Source organism: Pseudooceanicola nitratireducens (genome assembly GCF_900109195.1).
Lineage (GTDB): Bacteria > Pseudomonadota > Alphaproteobacteria > Rhodobacterales > Rhodobacteraceae > Pseudooceanicola > Pseudooceanicola nitratireducens.
In genome coordinates this window covers 538,966-555,355 of sequence record NZ_FNZG01000002.1, presented here as the reverse complement: position 1 = coordinate 555,355, position 16,390 = coordinate 538,966, and the positions used below count along the sequence as shown (strand labels likewise).

General features: G+C 64.1%; 15 protein-coding genes. 7 read left to right on the top strand and 8 right to left on the bottom strand.

What is annotated here, in order from left to right; translation table 11 throughout:
* Window positions 1–26 precede the first annotated feature (26 nt).
* The 5 genes from BMX99_RS08595 to BMX99_RS08575 all read right to left on the bottom strand — a co-directional run bounded on the left by BMX99_RS08595 (window position 27) and on the right by BMX99_RS08575 (window position 6,682).
* Window positions 27–1,622 (bottom strand): ABC transporter ATP-binding protein, encoded by a 1,596-nt coding sequence (locus tag BMX99_RS08595; RefSeq protein WP_244525505.1) that lies wholly within the window; start codon window positions 1,620–1,622, stop codon window positions 27–29.
* On the bottom strand, window positions 1,619–2,845 hold the full coding sequence (locus tag BMX99_RS08590) for an ABC transporter permease (RefSeq protein ID WP_093450115.1): 1,227 nt from the start codon (window positions 2,843–2,845) through the stop codon (window positions 1,619–1,621). The genes BMX99_RS08595 and BMX99_RS08590 overlap by 4 nt, the downstream gene beginning before the upstream one ends.
* A 31-nt stretch (window positions 2,846–2,876) precedes the next feature.
* A complete protein-coding gene (locus BMX99_RS08585) occupies window positions 2,877–3,971 on the bottom strand; it encodes a microcin C ABC transporter permease YejB (RefSeq protein WP_093450112.1) in 1,095 nt (364 codons plus the stop codon).
* Between the two features lie 9 nt (window positions 3,972–3,980).
* Window positions 3,981–5,927 (bottom strand): extracellular solute-binding protein, encoded by a 1,947-nt coding sequence (locus tag BMX99_RS08580; RefSeq protein WP_093450109.1) that lies wholly within the window; start codon window positions 5,925–5,927, stop codon window positions 3,981–3,983.
* Window positions 5,928–6,160: 233 nt separating this feature from the next.
* Window positions 6,161–6,682, bottom strand: a complete 522-nt coding sequence (locus BMX99_RS08575; protein WP_093450106.1) for a c-type cytochrome — start codon at window positions 6,680–6,682, stop codon at window positions 6,161–6,163.
* Window positions 6,683–6,819: 137 nt separating this feature from the next.
* On the opposite strand from BMX99_RS08575, the gene BMX99_RS08570 reads away from it, so the two are divergent.
* Window positions 6,820–7,698, top strand: a complete 879-nt coding sequence (locus BMX99_RS08570; protein ID WP_093450104.1) for a prephenate dehydratase — start codon at window positions 6,820–6,822, stop codon at window positions 7,696–7,698.
* 110 nt (window positions 7,699–7,808) lie between these two features.
* Here the strand turns inward: BMX99_RS08570 and BMX99_RS08565 are convergent, their stop codons facing one another.
* Both BMX99_RS08565 and nudC read right to left on the bottom strand, forming a co-directional pair.
* On the bottom strand, window positions 7,809–8,276 hold the full coding sequence (locus tag BMX99_RS08565) for an SRPBCC family protein (RefSeq protein WP_093450101.1): 468 nt from the start codon (window positions 8,274–8,276) through the stop codon (window positions 7,809–7,811).
* Between the two features lie 104 nt (window positions 8,277–8,380).
* Window positions 8,381–9,346 (bottom strand): NAD(+) diphosphatase, encoded by a 966-nt coding sequence (gene nudC, locus BMX99_RS08560; protein WP_093450098.1) that lies wholly within the window; start codon window positions 9,344–9,346, stop codon window positions 8,381–8,383.
* A 316-nt stretch (window positions 9,347–9,662) separates the two neighbouring features.
* On the opposite strand from nudC, the gene BMX99_RS08555 reads away from it, so the two are divergent.
* Together BMX99_RS08555 and BMX99_RS08550 are read left to right on the top strand one after the other, a co-directional pair.
* Window positions 9,663–11,648: a bifunctional 2',3'-cyclic-nucleotide 2'-phosphodiesterase/3'-nucleotidase gene (locus BMX99_RS08555; protein WP_093450096.1), complete on the top strand. Its 1,986-nt coding sequence runs from the start codon at window positions 9,663–9,665 to the stop codon at window positions 11,646–11,648.
* Window positions 11,649–11,798: 150 nt separating this feature from the next.
* A complete protein-coding gene (locus tag BMX99_RS08550; protein WP_093450093.1) occupies window positions 11,799–12,242 on the top strand; it encodes a YtoQ family protein in 444 nt (147 codons plus the stop codon).
* Window positions 12,243–12,311: 69 nt separating this feature from the next.
* Here BMX99_RS08550 and BMX99_RS08545 read toward each other — a convergent pair whose 3' ends face one another.
* Window positions 12,312–13,007 carry a glutathione binding-like protein gene (locus BMX99_RS08545; RefSeq protein WP_093450090.1) on the bottom strand — a complete coding sequence of 232 codons (696 nt, stop codon included), beginning with the start codon at window positions 13,005–13,007 and terminating at the stop codon, window positions 12,312–12,314.
* Window positions 13,008–13,153: 146 nt separating this feature from the next.
* Between BMX99_RS08545 and mscL the strand changes: the two genes are divergently transcribed.
* The 4 genes from mscL (at window position 13,154) to BMX99_RS08525 (ending at window position 16,357) form a co-directional block, all read left to right on the top strand.
* Window positions 13,154–13,588 carry a large conductance mechanosensitive channel protein MscL gene (mscL, locus tag BMX99_RS08540; RefSeq protein ID WP_093450087.1) on the top strand — a complete coding sequence of 145 codons (435 nt, stop codon included), beginning with the start codon at window positions 13,154–13,156 and terminating at the stop codon, window positions 13,586–13,588.
* 81 nt (window positions 13,589–13,669) lie between these two features.
* Window positions 13,670–14,128 (top strand): Lrp/AsnC family transcriptional regulator, encoded by a 459-nt coding sequence (locus tag BMX99_RS08535; RefSeq protein ID WP_093450084.1) that lies wholly within the window; start codon window positions 13,670–13,672, stop codon window positions 14,126–14,128.
* 73 nt (window positions 14,129–14,201) lie between these two features.
* On the top strand, window positions 14,202–15,791 hold the full coding sequence (locus BMX99_RS08530; protein ID WP_093450082.1) for a GMC family oxidoreductase: 1,590 nt from the start codon (window positions 14,202–14,204) through the stop codon (window positions 15,789–15,791).
* Window positions 15,788–16,357: a flavodoxin family protein gene (locus BMX99_RS08525; RefSeq protein ID WP_244525504.1), complete on the top strand. Its 570-nt coding sequence runs from the start codon at window positions 15,788–15,790 to the stop codon at window positions 16,355–16,357. The genes BMX99_RS08530 and BMX99_RS08525 overlap by 4 nt, the downstream gene beginning before the upstream one ends.
* Window positions 16,358–16,390 lie beyond the last annotated feature (33 nt).

Below are 16,390 nucleotides of genomic sequence, written 5' to 3'. Positions count from 1 at the left end.
TTGCGTGTCGGGTAGACCGGGCGGGATCAGTGGTTGAGCGTCGCGGCCGCGAGGAGCTGTTGCGTATAGGGGTGCGAGGGCGCGTCGAAGATCTGTTGCGCCGTGCCGGTTTCCACCACGTCGCCCTGTTTCATCACCATGACCCGGTGCGACATGGCGCGGACCACGTTCAGATCGTGACTGATGAAGAGATAGGCGAGCCCGTATTTCTGCTGCAGGTCGCGCAGCAGGTCGACAATCTGCACCTGCACGGTCATGTCCAGCGCCGAGGTCGGTTCATCCAGCACCACCAGTTTCGGACGCAGGATCATGGCCCGGGCGATGGCGATGCGCTGGCGCTGCCCGCCCGAGAATTCATGCGGATAGCGGTCCATGGTGGCGGGGTTCAGCCCGACCTCGTCCATCACCTCGGCCACGAGAGCGCGCACGGGGCGGTCCGAGGCGCGGCGGTGCACGCTGAGCCCCTCGGCGATGATCTGGGCGCAGGTCATCCGCGGGGAAAGGGAGCCGAAGGGATCCTGGAAGACGATCTGCATCTCCGAGCGTTTCAGACGCAGCGCCCGCGTCGACCACTGGCGCATGTCCTGCCCGTCAAAGCGCAGCCCGCCCGTGGACGAGATCAGCCGCATCACCGCCAGCGCCAGCGTCGTCTTGCCAGACCCGGATTCGCCGACGAGGCCAAGGGTCTCGCCTGCCCGCACCTGAACGCTGGCCGCATTGACGGCCTTCACATGGCCGACGGTCTTCTTGAACAACCCCTTCTGGATCGGGAACCAGACCCGCAGGCTGTCCGTCTCGACCATCACGGGGGCGTTTTCGGCGGCGGGTTCCGGCGCACCGGCGGCATGGGCAGCCAGGAGCTTTTGCGTATAGGGATGCTGGGGGGCCGCGAAGATCGCCGCGGTCGGGCCGGTTTCCACGATCTCGCCGTCCTTCATCACGCAGACCCGGTCGGCAATGCGGCGCACGATGTTCAGGTCGTGGGTGATGAACAGCATCCCCATCCCTTCGGACGCCTTCAGTTCGGCCAGAAGATCAAGGATCTGGGCCTGGATCGTCACGTCCAGCGCGGTGGTCGGTTCGTCCGCGATCAGAAGTTCAGGCTTGTTGGCCAGCGCCATGGCGATCATCACGCGCTGACGCTGCCCGCCGGACAGCTGATGGGGGTAGGAGCCAAGGCGGCTTTCGGGATCGCGGATGCCGACCTTGTCCAGCAGCTCGATGATCCGGGCGCGCACCGCATCGCCGCGCAGCCCCTGGTGCAGTTCGATCGATTCCGCCAGCTGCTTTTCCAGCGTGTGCAGCGGGTTGAGCGATGTCATCGGTTCCTGGAAGATGAACGAGATGTCGTTGCCGCGCACCCGGCGCAGGTCCGCCTCGGGCGCGCCGATCATCTGGGTGCCCTTGAAGCTGACCGAGCCTTCGAGATGCGCGTTGTCCCCCAGCAGCTGCACGGTCGACAGCGCCGAGACCGATTTGCCCGACCCGGATTCACCGACCAGCGCAACGGTTTCGCCCTTGTCCACATGGAAGGACACGCCCTTGACCGCCGGGATCAGCTGACCATCCTGCTTGAAGGACACGCGAAGGTTTTCGACGTTCAGCATTGCGGATCCGGTCATTGGAAGGTCTTCCGGGGGTCGAAGGCATCGCGCACCCCTTCAAAGATGAAGACCAGAAGCGACAGCATGATGGCGAAGACGAAGAAGGCGGTGAAGCCCAGCCAGGGGGCCTGAAGGTTCTGTTTCGCCTGCAGGGTCATTTCGCCAAGCGACGGGGCCGAGGACGGCAGCCCGTAGCCCAGGAAGTCGAGCGAGGCGAGAGAGCCGATTGTGCCGGTCACGATAAAGGGCAGCATGGTCAGGGTCGCGACCATGGCATTGGGCAGCATGTGGCGGAACATGATGACGCGGTTCGACACGCCCAAGGCCCGCGCCGCGCGCACGTATTCCAGGTTGCGCGCGCGCAGGAATTCCGCCCGCACCACGCCCACAAGCGCCGTCCAGCCGAAGGCCACCATCAGCACCACCAGAAGCCAGACGGACCGGCCCAGGATCGCGAACAGGATGATGATGACGTAAAGCTGCGGCACGCCCTGCCAGATCTCGATCACGCGCTGGAAGATCAGGTCCAGCCGTCCGCCAAAGAAGCCCTGAACCGCCCCGGCAATGATCCCGATCAGCGACGCACAGGTGGTCACGATCAGCGTGAACAGGATCGACAGGCGGAAGCCATAGATCGCCCGCGCCAGCACGTCGCGCTTGGTGTCATCGGTGCCCAGAAGGTTCGCGCCGCGATCCTCGGGCGGCAGCAGGCCCCAGTGGCTTTCGCCGGCGTCATCCGTGTAGCTGCCGATCACGTTCGGGGCCAGCGGTGCGGCCCCCGGCCGTTCGACAGGCGTGTCGTAGGAATAGGGGATCACCGGCCAGAGCGCCCAGCCCTTCTCGATCGTCTCGCCCTCGATCATGCCGTCCTGGGCGTCTTCGAAATAGCCCGCGGGGTCGTCGAAACACAGGTCCAGCCCGCCGGTTTCGATCAGGCATTTGACCTCTGGGTCGCGATAGATCGCCTCGGTCCGGAAATCGCCGCCAAAGGTGGTTTCGGGGTAGAACTGGAAGACCGGGAAATAGAAATCTCCGCGGTATTTCACCAGAAAAGGTTTGTCGTTGGCGATGAATTCCGCGAACAGCGACAGCCCAAACAGCACCAGGAAGATCATCAGCGACCAGAAGGCCCGGCCGTTGCGACGGAAGTTGCGCCAGCGGCGCTGGTTCAGCGGCGACAGTGTGAACCACCCGCGCCGGGTTTCGGGCACCACGGGCGGCGGCGCGTCCTGGCCAGGCATGCGGCCTGCAAGGGGGTCTGGCTGGCTCATCTCACCCCTCCCGGCTTTCGAAGTCGATGCGCGGATCGACGAAGACATACATCAGGTCCGACAGGATGCCGACCACCAGGCCGATCAGGCCGAAGACGAACAGCGATCCAAAGATGATCGGGTAATCCCGCGCCACCGCGGCCTCGTACCCCAGTCGCCCCAGCCCTTCGAGAGAGAAGAGCGTTTCAATGATGATCGAGCCGCCGAAGAACACCCCGATGAAGACCGCCGGAAAGCCCGCGATCACGATCAGCATGGCGTTGCGGAAGACGTGACCATAAAGCACGCGGCGTTCCGACAGGCCCTTGGCCCGGGCGGTCATGACATAGTGTTTCTTGATCTCGTCCAGGAACGAATTCTTGGTCAGCAGCGTCAGCGTCGCAAAGCTGGAGATGGTCGAGGCGATCACCGGCAGGGTGATGTGCCACAGGTAATCCTTGATCTGACCAAACAGGCTAAGCTGGTCGAAATTGTCCGAGGTCAGGCCGCGCAGCGGGAAGATTCGGTAGTAGGATCCGCCGGCAAACAGCACCAGCAGCAGGATCGCAAAGAGGAACCCGGGGATGGCATAGGCCGCGATGATCAGGCCGCTGGTCCAGGTATCGAACCGCGACCCGTCGCGCACCGCCTTGCGGATGCCAAGCGGGATCGAGATGATATAGGCGATCAGCGTCGACCACAGCCCAAGCGAGATCGAGACAGGCAGCCGTTCGATCACAAGGTCGATCACGTCGGCCTTGCGGAAGTAGCTTTCACCGAAATCCAGGCGCAGGTAATTGCCCATCATCGACAGGAACCGTTCCACAGGCGGCTTGTCGAAGCCGAATTCCTTTTCCAGCTGGGCGATGAATTCCGGCGGCAGACCGCGCGCCCCGGCGTAATCGCCCTGATAGGTCGCGGCCCCGGTATCCTCCATGCCCACGTCGGTGCCCGAGCCCGAGAAGGACCCGAAGACATCCCCCTGCCCCTGCTGCTGCGCGATGATCTGTTCGATCGGCCCGCCCGGCACAAATTGTACCAGGGCAAAGTTGATTACCATGATCCCCAGCAGCGTGGGGATCACCAGAAGCAATCGTCTTAGGATATAGGCGCCCATGTGGCTGGCTTACCGCAACGCGCCCGCGGCTTTCAATGCCGCTGCCTTCTCGGGATTAACCCACCAGAAATCCTGCTCGCCGACGGCGAAGGGGGGCATGTCCTCGGGGTGTTCGTACATGTTGAAATAGGCCAGCCAGTTGTCGGACTTGTAATAGGCGGGAACCACGAAGAATTCATGCCGCAGCGCCCGGTCCAGGGCCGTCAGCGCGGTGGTTTCCTCTTCGGTGGTCTCGGCAAACAGCGCGCGGTCGATCAGCGTGTCGATCAGCGGGCTTGCGATCCCGGCCGGGTTGAAGACCGACACCGCCGCCTGTTCCGAGCCATACAGCTGCATCAGCCCCGTACCCGCGCCGATGAAGGTGCGATAGCCGTCGAAGATCATGTCATAGTCGCGTTCCCGGCGGCGCAGCGTGTACTGGCTGGGATCGACCTTCTGCATCACGGCGTTCACGCCCATCTGCTGCAGGTTCTGCACATAGGTGCCGATCAGGCTTTCCATGGTCGGGGACCCGGCCGAGTTGATCGGGATCTCGATATCCAGCGTGTTGCCCTGTGCATCGCGGCGCATCCCGTCAGAGCCGACGGCAAAGCCCGCCTCGTCCAGCAGCTTCATCGCCTGGCGCAGGTTGCGCCGGTCCACCACCCGCGTCGGCGACGAGGTATGCGGCATGCGCGGCGGTTCGGTGATCATCGTTTCGGGGACGATGTCGCCCAGGGATTTCAGCAGCTCAAGCTCTGCCCCTTCGGGCAGGCCGCGGGCGTGCTGCACCGTGTCCTGAAAGAAGGATTCGCGCTGGCTGAACAGACCGTACTGCAGGCTCTCGTTCGACCATTCGAAGTTGTAGCCAAGCGCCAGCGCCTCGCGCACGCGCTTGTCGGCAAACTTCTCGCGGTCCAGATTGAAGACGAAGCCGACGTTCGACGGCGGGTTACCGTCCGGGATTTCCTCAAGCACGACCCAGCCCTTTTCGACGCCGGGGAAATCGTAGCCCGTCGCCCATTGCTTCGAATTCACCTCATTACGGAAGGTGTATTCGCCGGCCTTGAAGGCCTCGAAGGCGGCGGTCTCATCCGAGAAATACTCGATCCGGATCTCATCGAAGTTATGGCGCCCCACGTTGATCGGAAGATCCTTGCCCCAATAGTCAGGGTTGCGCTTGTAGGTGATGCGCCGGTTGATGTCGTAGCTGTCCAGCACGTAAGGCCCGGACCCGGGCGAGGTTTCCATGCGCGGTTCGTCCAGGCGGGCACCGGTTTCCTCGAACCAGGCCTTCGACCAGACGCTGGTGGCCCCGACCTGGCTGATAAGCGACCGGCGCGGGATGTCCGGGGCAAAGGTGAACTTCACCCGGTGATCGTCCAGGGCCTCGGCCCCGATTACGCGCTGCTTCACCGCATTGGCATAGGACGGCAGCCCCTGTTCCAGCGACAGGTTGTGCGAAAACACCACGTCATGGGCGGTCAGCGGCGTGCCGTCGGAAAACCTGGCCTCGGGACGCAGGTTGAAGATCACCCAGGTCTGGCCTTCGTCATACTCAAGGCTTTCGCACAGCAGACAATAGGAGGACGCATATTCATCCGCCGGGGCCCCGCCATCCAGCAGGGTTTCATACATCATCGAGGATTGCGCCCCCGCCCGGCCCTTGCGCGCATAGGGGTTCATGCTGTCGAAGGTGCCCGAGGCGTCGATGACAAAGACACCGCCCTTGGGGGCTTCGGGGTTCACATAGCGGAAGTGCTTGTAATCCGCCGGGTATTCCAGATCGCCATAGTAGTTGTAGCCGTGGGTGCGGATCACCGTTTCGCCCGCGTCGTTGACGAAGGTTTCGCCGTGTTGTTCGGCCCGCAGGGCGCTGCCCGCGATCACCGCCCCCAGCACCCCCAGGGCCAGCATGCCCATCTTCAGGCGCGGCGTCAGGTCGGCAGTTGCGGTACGGGCGGTCTTTGGGCGCATGATGGCGGGCTCCTCGGGTTGAACAGGCGTTCAGCTGTCGAGATAGGCTACTTGGCCTTTCCGACCACATTCAAGTTGAGAATGCGTGAGTTAGCCGTGAAGCGCCCTGCCCCCGACACCCGTGCAATCCAGCGCCCGCCGATCCCGCCGCCGGCCGTGCCGGATGCCCAAGAAAAAAGCGCGCCGGTTGCCCGACGCGCTTTCAAATCCGTATCCGCGGGGGTCCCGAAGGATCAGCCGCCCAGCGATTCCAGGTAGGCCACCAGGTTCGCGCGGTCCTCTGCCTTTTTCAGACCTGAGAAGGACATCTTGGTGCCCGGTGCGGCGCCTTTGGGGCTTTCCAGGAAGGTGTTCAGATGCTCGGGCGTCCAGGTGTCGAACACGGCGGCCATCGCACCAGAGTAGGAGAAGCCGTCGACAGTCCCGACAGCGCGGTTCACGACGCCATCCAGATGCGGACCGGTTGCGTTGGAGCCGTCGATCTTGTGGCAGGCCTTGCACTTGGAGAACACCTTGGCACCCGCAGCTGCATCAGCCGAGGCCAGGAGGGTCGCGAAATCGGGGCCTTCTTCTTCGGCCGCGCCTGCGTCTTCCTCACCGGTTTCGATCACATAGGCTTGTTGATATTCTTCACCGCCATGACCACCGGCCTCGGTCGCATAGAGAATCTCAGCGGCCCAGTTGCCCAGCAGAAAAACCAGCAACGTGCCGCAAAGTGCGCCGCCAGCCTTGGTCAGTGTCATGGTGTCGAACATTGATGCCGTGTCCCTGAAGTTTCGTCACGTTTCCGGCGCGTATCTATATGCTTCCCCTCCCCTTGCGCAAGGTGTAGTTACCGCGACCAATCGCCCGGGGTCGCTTTCTCGAAATCGCGGGCAGTAAGGGACATCTCATGACCAAACCTTTGATCGCTTTCCAGGGCGCGCTTGGCGCCTATTCCCACGAGGCCTGCAAGGCCGCCCGCCCGGACCATGATCCGCTGCCCTGCCGTACCTTCGAGGAATGCATCGACGCCGTACTGGACGGGACCGCCGACCTGGCCATGCTGCCGGTCGAGAATTCGACATATGGCCGGGTTGCTGACATCCACTCTCTGCTGCCGAAATCCGGGCTGAACATCATCGACGAAGCCTTCGTGCGCGTGCGCATCAGCCTGATGGCAAAGCCAGGCGTCAAGCTGGACGATGTGAAATCGGTGCGCGCCCATCTAGTGCTTCTGCCCCAGGCGCGGTCCTATCTGAAGGATCACGGCATCCGCGCCGTGGCCGCCGCCGACAGCGCCGGCGCGGCCGAGGAACTGGCCGCATCGGACCACCTGGACCAGGGCGTGCTGGCCTCGGAACTGGCCGCCGACACCTATGGGCTGAACGTGCTGGCCCGCGATATCGAGGATCACGGACACAACACCACCCGCTTCCTGGTGATGTCCCGCGACCCCGATTACACCCGTCGCGGCCCCAATGGCGGCGAAGCGCCGCAGGACGGCACGATGATCACCACCTTCGTGTTCGAGGTCCGCAACATCCCCGCCGCGCTCTACAAGGCCATGGGCGGTTTCGCCACCAACGGCATCAACATGACCAAGCTGGAAAGCTATATGGTCGGCGGATCCTTCACCGCGACGCAGTTCTATGCGGATATCGAAGGCCACCCCGAGGACGCCAACGTCAAGCTCGCCATGGACGAGCTGCGCTATTTCACCCAGATGATCGAGGTGCTGGGCGTCTATCCCGCCGATCCGCAACGCCACGGGCTGACCGGTCAGGGCTGACGCCCCCCGACCTAAAAGGGGCCCGGCCTGCGAGGGAACGGCCCTAAAGGCCGCGCACGACACCGAATTCCGGAAAGAAACGAACGCGCGCCCCAAGGGGCGCGTTTTGCTTAGGCGGTCTGGCGGTACTGCGCGGCCACATTGTCCGAAAGCTCGGCCACGCGGGCGTCGAACTTCTTGTCCAGGTTGCCCTTCGCCAGTTTCAGCGACTGCACCAGAAGCCGCGCCGACAGGGTCTGCGGCCGCAGGTCAACCGACAGCTTCAGCCGCGTCTTGGACGGCGACAGCGCAATCAACTCGATCTCGCAGGCACCGGAAAGACCGCCAGAGGTGCCCAGGAATTCCAGGTTGGTCGGGGCCTCGTAATCTTCCAGCGTGATTTCAAGCGCGCGCTTCTTGCCGCGGAATTCAAAATCCGCCTGCCAGGCCATGCCCGGCCCCTTCACGTCCTGATTATCCAGACGCCGGACCTGCGCGCCGCGCCGCATCGCGGCCCGTTCGTAGACCTGAAAGTCGGACACGCTGGCGAAGACGTGGTCGATCGGCGCGTCGATATCCTTACGGGTGCTGAATTTCATGCTCACTGCCTCGAAGTCTGGACCCGGGGGTGCCCCGGGCATGTCTGCTATATGCCTGTCAGCCCCGCGAACCGGGGCGTTTCAAGAACTATACACCAATTTTCTCAATCAAGTGTATCCGCAACCCAGTTCCGGATCAGAAATTCCGCAATGGCACCGCGCCGCAACGGTCGCGCCAGGTCCGAGGTGCCGGCCAGGATGTCGACCATCTCTTCGCGGCTGAACCAGCGGGCATCCTCCAGCTCTTTCGGGTCCAGCGTGATCTCCTTGCCCTGCGCCTCGCCGATGCAGCCGAACATCAGCGAATTGGGGAAGGCCCAGGGCTGGCTCGACAGATACCGCACCGCACCGACGGGCACACCGGATTCCTCCATCACCTCGCGGCGGACGGCGGATTCCAGGGTCTCGCCCGGTTCGACAAACCCGGCCAGAAGGGACCACATGCCATCGGGCCAGCCCGGCGACCGCCCCATCAGAAGATCGTTGCCATGGGTGATCAGCATGATCACCACCGGATCGGTGCGCGGGAAATGCTGGCCGCCGCAGCTGTCGCAGCTGCGCTGCCATCCGGCCATGGTCACATGGCTGGGGCGGCCGCAGCGGGAACAGAACTGATGCGTCGAATGCCAGCTGAACAGCGCCCGGGCCGTGGCCACCAGCTCGCCGTCGCGGCGACCGATCCGGGACAGCATGCCGCGCAGATCGGCAAAGGCCATGTCGCCATCGATCTCGGGGTGGCTGGGCAGCGGGGCCTGCTGCGCCCGGCCCGGTCCCAGATCGGCAGGCGCATCGGGCGGCGACCATTCCGAGATGTCCTGCGCAAAGACCAGCCCCTGCTCTTCCCGGCCCAGCAGGATCGGCTGTTTTTCGCGGCCCTGAAGCACCGGCGCATCCATCGGCAGACGGGCCAGCGCGCCGTCGGGCGTGGTCAGCGGGAACCCCCGCCACAGCAGGATGCAGCAGCTTGAGGGCGACCGACGCTCGGCCGCCAGAAGGTCGTCCTGCCCCCGCAGCTCGGCCGCGCGATCCAGCCCCGATGTCCCGAATGTGACCTCTTCCGCATGACGCATTCCGGTCTTCCCCCGCCCGTTTTTCCGATTGGCGCGACCCTGCCCCGGTTGCGCCGGCAGCGCAATCCCCGCGGGGAACAACCCCGCCCCCGCCCTGCCCCTACCGCGCCCAAACTCCCGGCAATCCGCCGCGCCTTTGACCTGACACGAATTTCCCATGCGTGCTGTCGCGCCATTGTCACGTATCCTGACCATGTTCGCGCCCAGAATCACCGGGACATGATCACCGGATTTGGGCCTGCGCGCCGGGTGCCCGCCGCGCCAAGCTCAGCCCCCGGTTCCGGACACACCCCGGGCCAATACTCAGGAGCCTTCCATGACCAATCGCACCACCGCCTCATCCTCCAATGGCCTGACCCGTCGCCATTTCCTGGCAGGCACAGCCGGCGCGTCGCTGATCGCGCTGCACCCCTATTCGGCCCGCGCCGCCGGCACCCAGGCCCACCTGCGGATCATGGAAACGACCGACCTGCACGTGCATGTCTTCCCCTACAACTACTACGCCGACCGTCCCGACGACACCGTGGGCCTAGCCCGCACCGCCGCGCATATTGCCGACATCCGGACCGAAGCGACCAATTCGCTGCTGATCGATAACGGAGACTTCCTGCAGGGCAATCCCATGGGCGATTACATCGCCTATGAGCGCGGCATGAAAGAGGGCGACACCCACCCGGTGATCCAGGCCATGAACACCCTGGGTTTCGATGCCTCGACCCTGGGCAACCACGAATTCAACTACGGGATCGAGTTCCTGATGAAGGCGCTGGCCGGCGCGAATTTCCCCGTTGTGACGGCGAATATAGCCAAGACCCTCGGGTCGGACCCCACCCGGGACGAAACGCTGATCCCACCCTATGTCATCCTTGACCGCACCGTCACCGATGGCGCGGGGGTCGATCACCAGATCAAGGTCGGGCTGATCGGTTTCGTGCCGCCGCAGGTCATGAACTGGGACCGCAAGCACCTGGAAGGCAACGTTCAGACGCGCGACATCGTCGAGACCGCCCGCGCCTATGTCCCCCAGATGAAAGAGCAGGGGGCCGACATCATCATCGCGCTCAGCCATTCCGGCATCGGCAGCGCCCAGCATGAGGACGGGATGGAGAACGCCAGCGTCCCCCTGGCCGAAGTCGACGGCATCGACGCGCTGATGACCGGCCATTCCCACCTGGTCTTCCCCTCGCCGAAATATGCTGGCTTTGCCGCCGTCGACGCCGAAAAGGGCACGATTCATGGCAAGCCCGCCGTCATGGGCGGGTTCTGGGGCTCGCACCTGGGTGTGATCGACCTGATGCTGGAACGCGATGGCAGCGAATGGCGCGTGCTGATGTCCGAGGTCACTACCCGGCCGATTTCGAAACGGAACGAGGATCGGTCGATCACCCCGCTGGTCGAAAGCGTCGGCACCGTGCTGGCCGCCGCCCAGGCCGAACACGAGCAGACCCTGGATTACGTCCGTCGTGCCGTCGGCAAGACCGACACGCCGCTGCATTCCTACTTTGCACTGGTGGCCGACGACCCGTCGGTCCAGGTCGTGACCAATGCCCAGAAGTGGTACATCGAAGAGATGATGAAGGGCACCGAATGGGAAGCCCTGCCGATCCTCTCGGCCGGTGCCCCCTTCAAGGCCGGTGGCCGCGGCGGGCCCGACTATTACACCGACGTGCCCGTGGGCGACGTGGCCATCAAGCACGTGGCGGACCTTTACCTGTATCCCAACACGATCCGGGCGGTGAAGATCACCGGCGCGCAGCTGCGGGGCTGGCTGGACCGCTCGGCCGGGATGTTCAACCAGGTTGCGCCGGGTACGACGGACGCGCCCCTGCTGAACCCCGAGTTCCCAAGCTACAACTTCGATGTCATGGACGGGGTCACCTATCGCATCGACCTGTCGAAACCGGCGATGTTCGACCGCGACGGCACTCAGACCGGCAGCGAAAGCCGCATCACCGAGCTGATGTTCGACGGCGCGCCGGTGACCGACGACATGGAATTCGTCGTGGCCACCAACAACTACCGCGCCTCGGGCGGCGGCAATTTCCCCGGGGCCAAAGGCGATACGGTGATCTTCGAAGGGCCGGACACCAACCGCGACATCATCGTGCGCTACATCGTCGAGAAGGGCACGATCAGCCCCAAGGCCGACGGCAACTGGACCTTTGCACCGATGGAGGGCACCACCGTCCTGTTCGAGACCGGACCCGCAGGCACCGCCTATGCCAGCGACGTCCCCGGCGTCACCATCGAACCCGCGGGCGAGGGCGAAGGCGGTTTCGCGCTGTACCGCATCACGTTGTGATCCGTCCCGGCCGGGGCGCGGGGGCGGTTGCCTTCGCCTCCGGCGGGAGTATTTTTGGCAAGATGATTTTCAGGATTTTGGGGGGCGCGCGCGCATTGTGCCCCCTTTTTCTGCGCATGAAGCGCGGACACGCAAAAAAGGAGAGCAGCGATGCAGGTCTACCTGTCAGGCGAAATTCACACCAGCTGGCGAGACGAGATCGAGGCCGCCTGTGCCGGGCTTGATGTCACCTTTTCCGCCCCCGTCACCGACCACGCGGCAAGCGACGATTGCGGCGTTGCCATCCTGGGCGCGGAGACTTCGAAGTTCTGGCACGATCACAAGGGGGCCAAGGTCAACGCGATCCGCACCCGCAACGCGATCGAGGCGGCGGACGTGGTCGTCGTGCGCTTTGGCGAGAAGTACAAACAGTGGAACGCGGCCTTTGACGCGGGCTATGCCGCAGCCCTGGGCAAAAGCCTGATCGTCATGCATGGGGCCGACCACCAGCACGCGCTGAAAGAGGTCGACGCCGCCGCCCTGGCCGTCACCGAGACGCCGCAGCAGGTGGCCGACATCCTGCGCTATGTGCTGACCGGCACGCTGCCGGGCTGAGCTGCTGGCAATTCTGGGGTCCGAATTGAGGCCAATTCCGGGGGCGACACGCGCCCCCGGGAACCGCCATTACGAGGTGGCGGGGATTTTTGATCCACGTTCAACCGCGGGGCGGGCGTTGAAGCGATCTACCCAGGCAACCAGGTTCTTGTGGTCGTCCCAGCCCAGCACCTCTTTGGCACCGTAGAAATCAAGCGCCTTGAGCCAGGGCACCAGCGCGATGTCGGCGATGGAATAGTCGCCCGCGATCCAGTCCTGCCCTGCCATTGCGCCTTCCAGAACGGCCAGCAGGCGCTTGGCTTCGTTGATATAGCGGTCACGCGGGCGGGGGTCTTCGATCTCGGAGCCCGCGAATTTGTAGAAGAAGCCCAGCTGCCCCAGCATCGGGCCGACCCCGCCCATCTGGAACATCAGCCACTGGATCACCTTCGCCCGGTCCGAGGCGCTTTGACCGATGAACTTGCCGGACTTGTCGGCCAGGTAGATCAGGATCGCGCCGCTTTCGAACAGGCCCAGGGGCGCGCCGTCGGGGCCATTGGGGTCGATGATCGCGGGGATCTTGTTGTTGGGGTTCAGCGACAGGAATTCGGGGCTTTTGACGTCCGCATCGGCCAGGGTGACCAGGTGCGGCTCATACTCCAGCCCGGTTTCTTCCAGCATGATCGAGGCCTTCACCCCGTTCGGCGTCGGATAGGAATAAAGCTGGATCACGCCCGGGTTCTTGGCAGGCCAGCGGGTCGCGATCGGGAAATCATCGGGGAACATCGGTCTCTCCTTGCTGTCTGGACCCAATTTAGGGAGCCAAAAGGTTAATTATAATATCGGAAACTCTGCGTTTCTGTTTAGGTAACCCTGCGCGAACACACAGACAGCAACGTCGGTGTCTTGAATAAGCGATACAGGAGACAGTGATGCTTAACGAATTCAAAGCCTTCATCGCCAAGGGCAATGTCATGGACATGGCCGTTGGTATCATCGTCGGCGCGGCCTTTACCGCGATCGTGAAATCCATGGTCGATGACCTGCTGAACCCGATCATCGGGCTGTTCACCGGCGGCATCGATTTCACCAACAATTTCGTCGTCCTCTCGGGCGGTGGCCCCTATGACAGCCTCGAAGCCGCACGAGAGGCGGGAGCCGCGGTCTTTGCCTATGGGTCCTTCATCATGGCGGTCTTCAACTTCCTGATCATCGCCTTCGTCGTCTTCATGCTGGTGCGCTACGTCAACAAGATCAAATCCCAGATGGAGAAGCCCGCAGAACAACCGGCCGAGGAAGCGCCCGCCGGCCCGACCGAGCTGGACGTGCTTCTGGAAATCCGCGATTCGCTGAAAAAGCCCGCGTAAGCCGGAAATCTTGCACGATCCTCTCGCCAAAGGGCGGGACATGCGAATATCTTCCGGCCTGAAACGGGCCGGAAGAGATGAATGACACTGGATGACATCGACCGCCGCATCCTGCGGGTGCTGCAGAAACAGGGCCGGATCTCGAACGCGGATCTGTCGGACAAGGTGGGGCTCTCGCCCTCGGCCTGTCACCGGCGGGTGCAGCGGCTGGAAGACGAGGGCATCCTGCGCGATTACGTGGCGCTTCTGGATGCGCGCAAGATCGGCCTGCCCACCACCGTTTTCGTGGAAATCCGCCTGCAGGGTCAGGCCGACGACATCCTGGACAGTTTCGAGGCCGAGGTGAAGCGCGTGCCCGAGGTGCTGGAATGCCACCTGATGACCGGCACGGCGGATTACCTGCTGAAGGTGGTCGTCGACAGCACCGAGGATTTCGCCCGCATCCACCGCCAGCACCTGTCGCGCCTGCCCGGCGTGCAGCAGATGCAGACCAGCTTTGCCCTGAGGACGGTTTTCAAGACCACCGCCTTGCCTGTTTAATCGCGCAAAGTCAGGGGGCTGACCCGGGTCGGAGGAGACCCCGGCGGAACGGGCCCGAACGGGAGGGGACGACATGGACTGGGATTACATCATCGTCGGGGCCGGCAGCGCCGGATCCGTCATGGCCAAACGTCTGGCCGAGGCCGGGCACAGGACCCTGATCCTGGAAGCCGGGGGGCGCGACAATTACCACTGGGTCCATATCCCCATGGGGTATCTGTATTGCATCGGCAATCCGCGCACCGACTGGATGTACAAGACCGCGCCGGAACCGGGGCTGAACGGACGGTCCATCCTGTATCCGCGCGGGAAGGTTCTGGGGGGATGTTCCTCGATCAACGGGATGCTGTACCTGCGCGGGCAGGCGGCGGATTACGACGGCTGGCGACAGATGGGGCTGAAGGACTGGGGCTGGGACGATGTGCTGCCCTTCTTCAAGAAGTCCGAGGATTACGTCGACGGCCCAAGCGAGATGCACGGCGCGGGCGGCGAATGGCGGGTCGAGAACCAGCGCCTGCACTGGGATCTGCTGGACGACTGGATCAAGGCCGCCGTCGCCGCCGGCATCCCGGAAAGCACGGATTTCAACACCGGCGACAACGAAGGCGTGGGATATTTCCGGGTGAACCAGCGCGGCGGCTGGCGGATGAACACCGCCAAGGCCTTCTTGCGCACCACCTCGGGCCCCAATCTGCGGGTCGAGACCCACGCCCTGACCACCCGCCTGCTGACCGAAGGCCGCAAGGTCGTCGGCGTCGAATACCGCCGCAACGACCAGCTGCACCAGGTCCGCGCCGGGCGCGAAGTCATCCTGTCCGCCGGGGCGGTGAATTCCCCCAAGATCCTGCAATTGTCCGGGATCGGCCCCGCCGCCCTTCTGAAGTCCCACGGGATCGAGGTTCTGCAGGACATGCCCGCCATAGGCGGCAACCTTCAGGATCACCTGCAGCTGCGCTGCTCCTGGCGGCTGGACGGCGCGAAGACCCTGAACACCATGGCGAATTCCCTGCTGGGCAAGCTGGCGATCGGGGCGGATTACGCCCTGCGGCGGCGCGGGCCGATGACCATGGCCCCGTCGCAGCTGGGGGCCTTTACCCGGTCGCGTCCCGACCTGGCGACGCCCGATCTGGAATACCACGTCCAGCCCCTGTCGCTTGAGGCCTTCGGCCAGCCCCTGCACCCCTACCCCGCGATCACCGCGAGCGTCTGCAACCTGCGCCCCGAAAGCCGGGGCCGGATCGACATCACATCTGCCGACCCCGAGGCCGCGCCGAAGATCGCGCCCAATTACCTCTCGACCGAGGGCGACCGCCGTGTCGCCATCGACGCAATCCGTGTGACCCGCCGCATCATGGAACAGGACCCTCTGGCGAAATACCGCCCCGAAGAGGTCAAGCCGGGGGCTGCCGCCCAAAGCGACGAAGACCTAGCCCGCGCGGCTGGTGAGGTCGGCACGACGATCTTCCATCCCGCCGGCACCGTCGCCATGGGCGCGGACCCCGATGCGCCGCTGGATCACACGCTGAAGATGCGCGGGATCGGCGGGCTGCGGGTGGTCGATGCCTCGGTCATGCCGCGCATCACCAGCGGCAACACCAATGCCCCCACCATCATGATCGCCGAAAAGGCCGCCGCCATGATCCTGAAGGACGCCCGCTCATGACCGTCGCCCCCATGACCGGCCCCAAAGTGGCAATCGCCTATTTCTCGGGCTCCGGGGCCATCACCCGCACCGCCCGCCTGATCGCCGAGGCCGCCAGGGGCGAAGGCGCGGCCGCGGACCTGGTCGACGTCACCCAAATGACCCCCGAAACCTGGGACATCATTCACGCCGCCGACGCCATCGCCTTTGGCACGCCCACCTACATGGGCGGACCGGCGGCAGGGTTCAAAGCCTTCATGGACGACACCGGCGACACCATCTGGCTGGATCGGATGTGGGCCGACAAGCTTGCGGCGGGGTTCACCGCCGGGGTGAACACCGGGGGCGACAAGCTGTCGACGCTGCAGGCGCTGTCGGTCTTTGCCATGCAGCACGGCATGGTCTGGATCGGGCAAGAGGTCATCGGCGCGCCGGTCTTCCGCGAAAACGAAGGGCTGAACCTGTCGGGCACCTTTCTGGGCCTTGCGGTCAACGCCAATACCTCCGGTCTGACCGAAGGGTGCGAGGCCTCGGCCCGGATCTTCGGTCAACGCATCGCCCGCGCCGCCCTGCGCTGGCAGGTCTAGGGCGCTTTCATCCGCCCCCCTTTGATCGCGCCC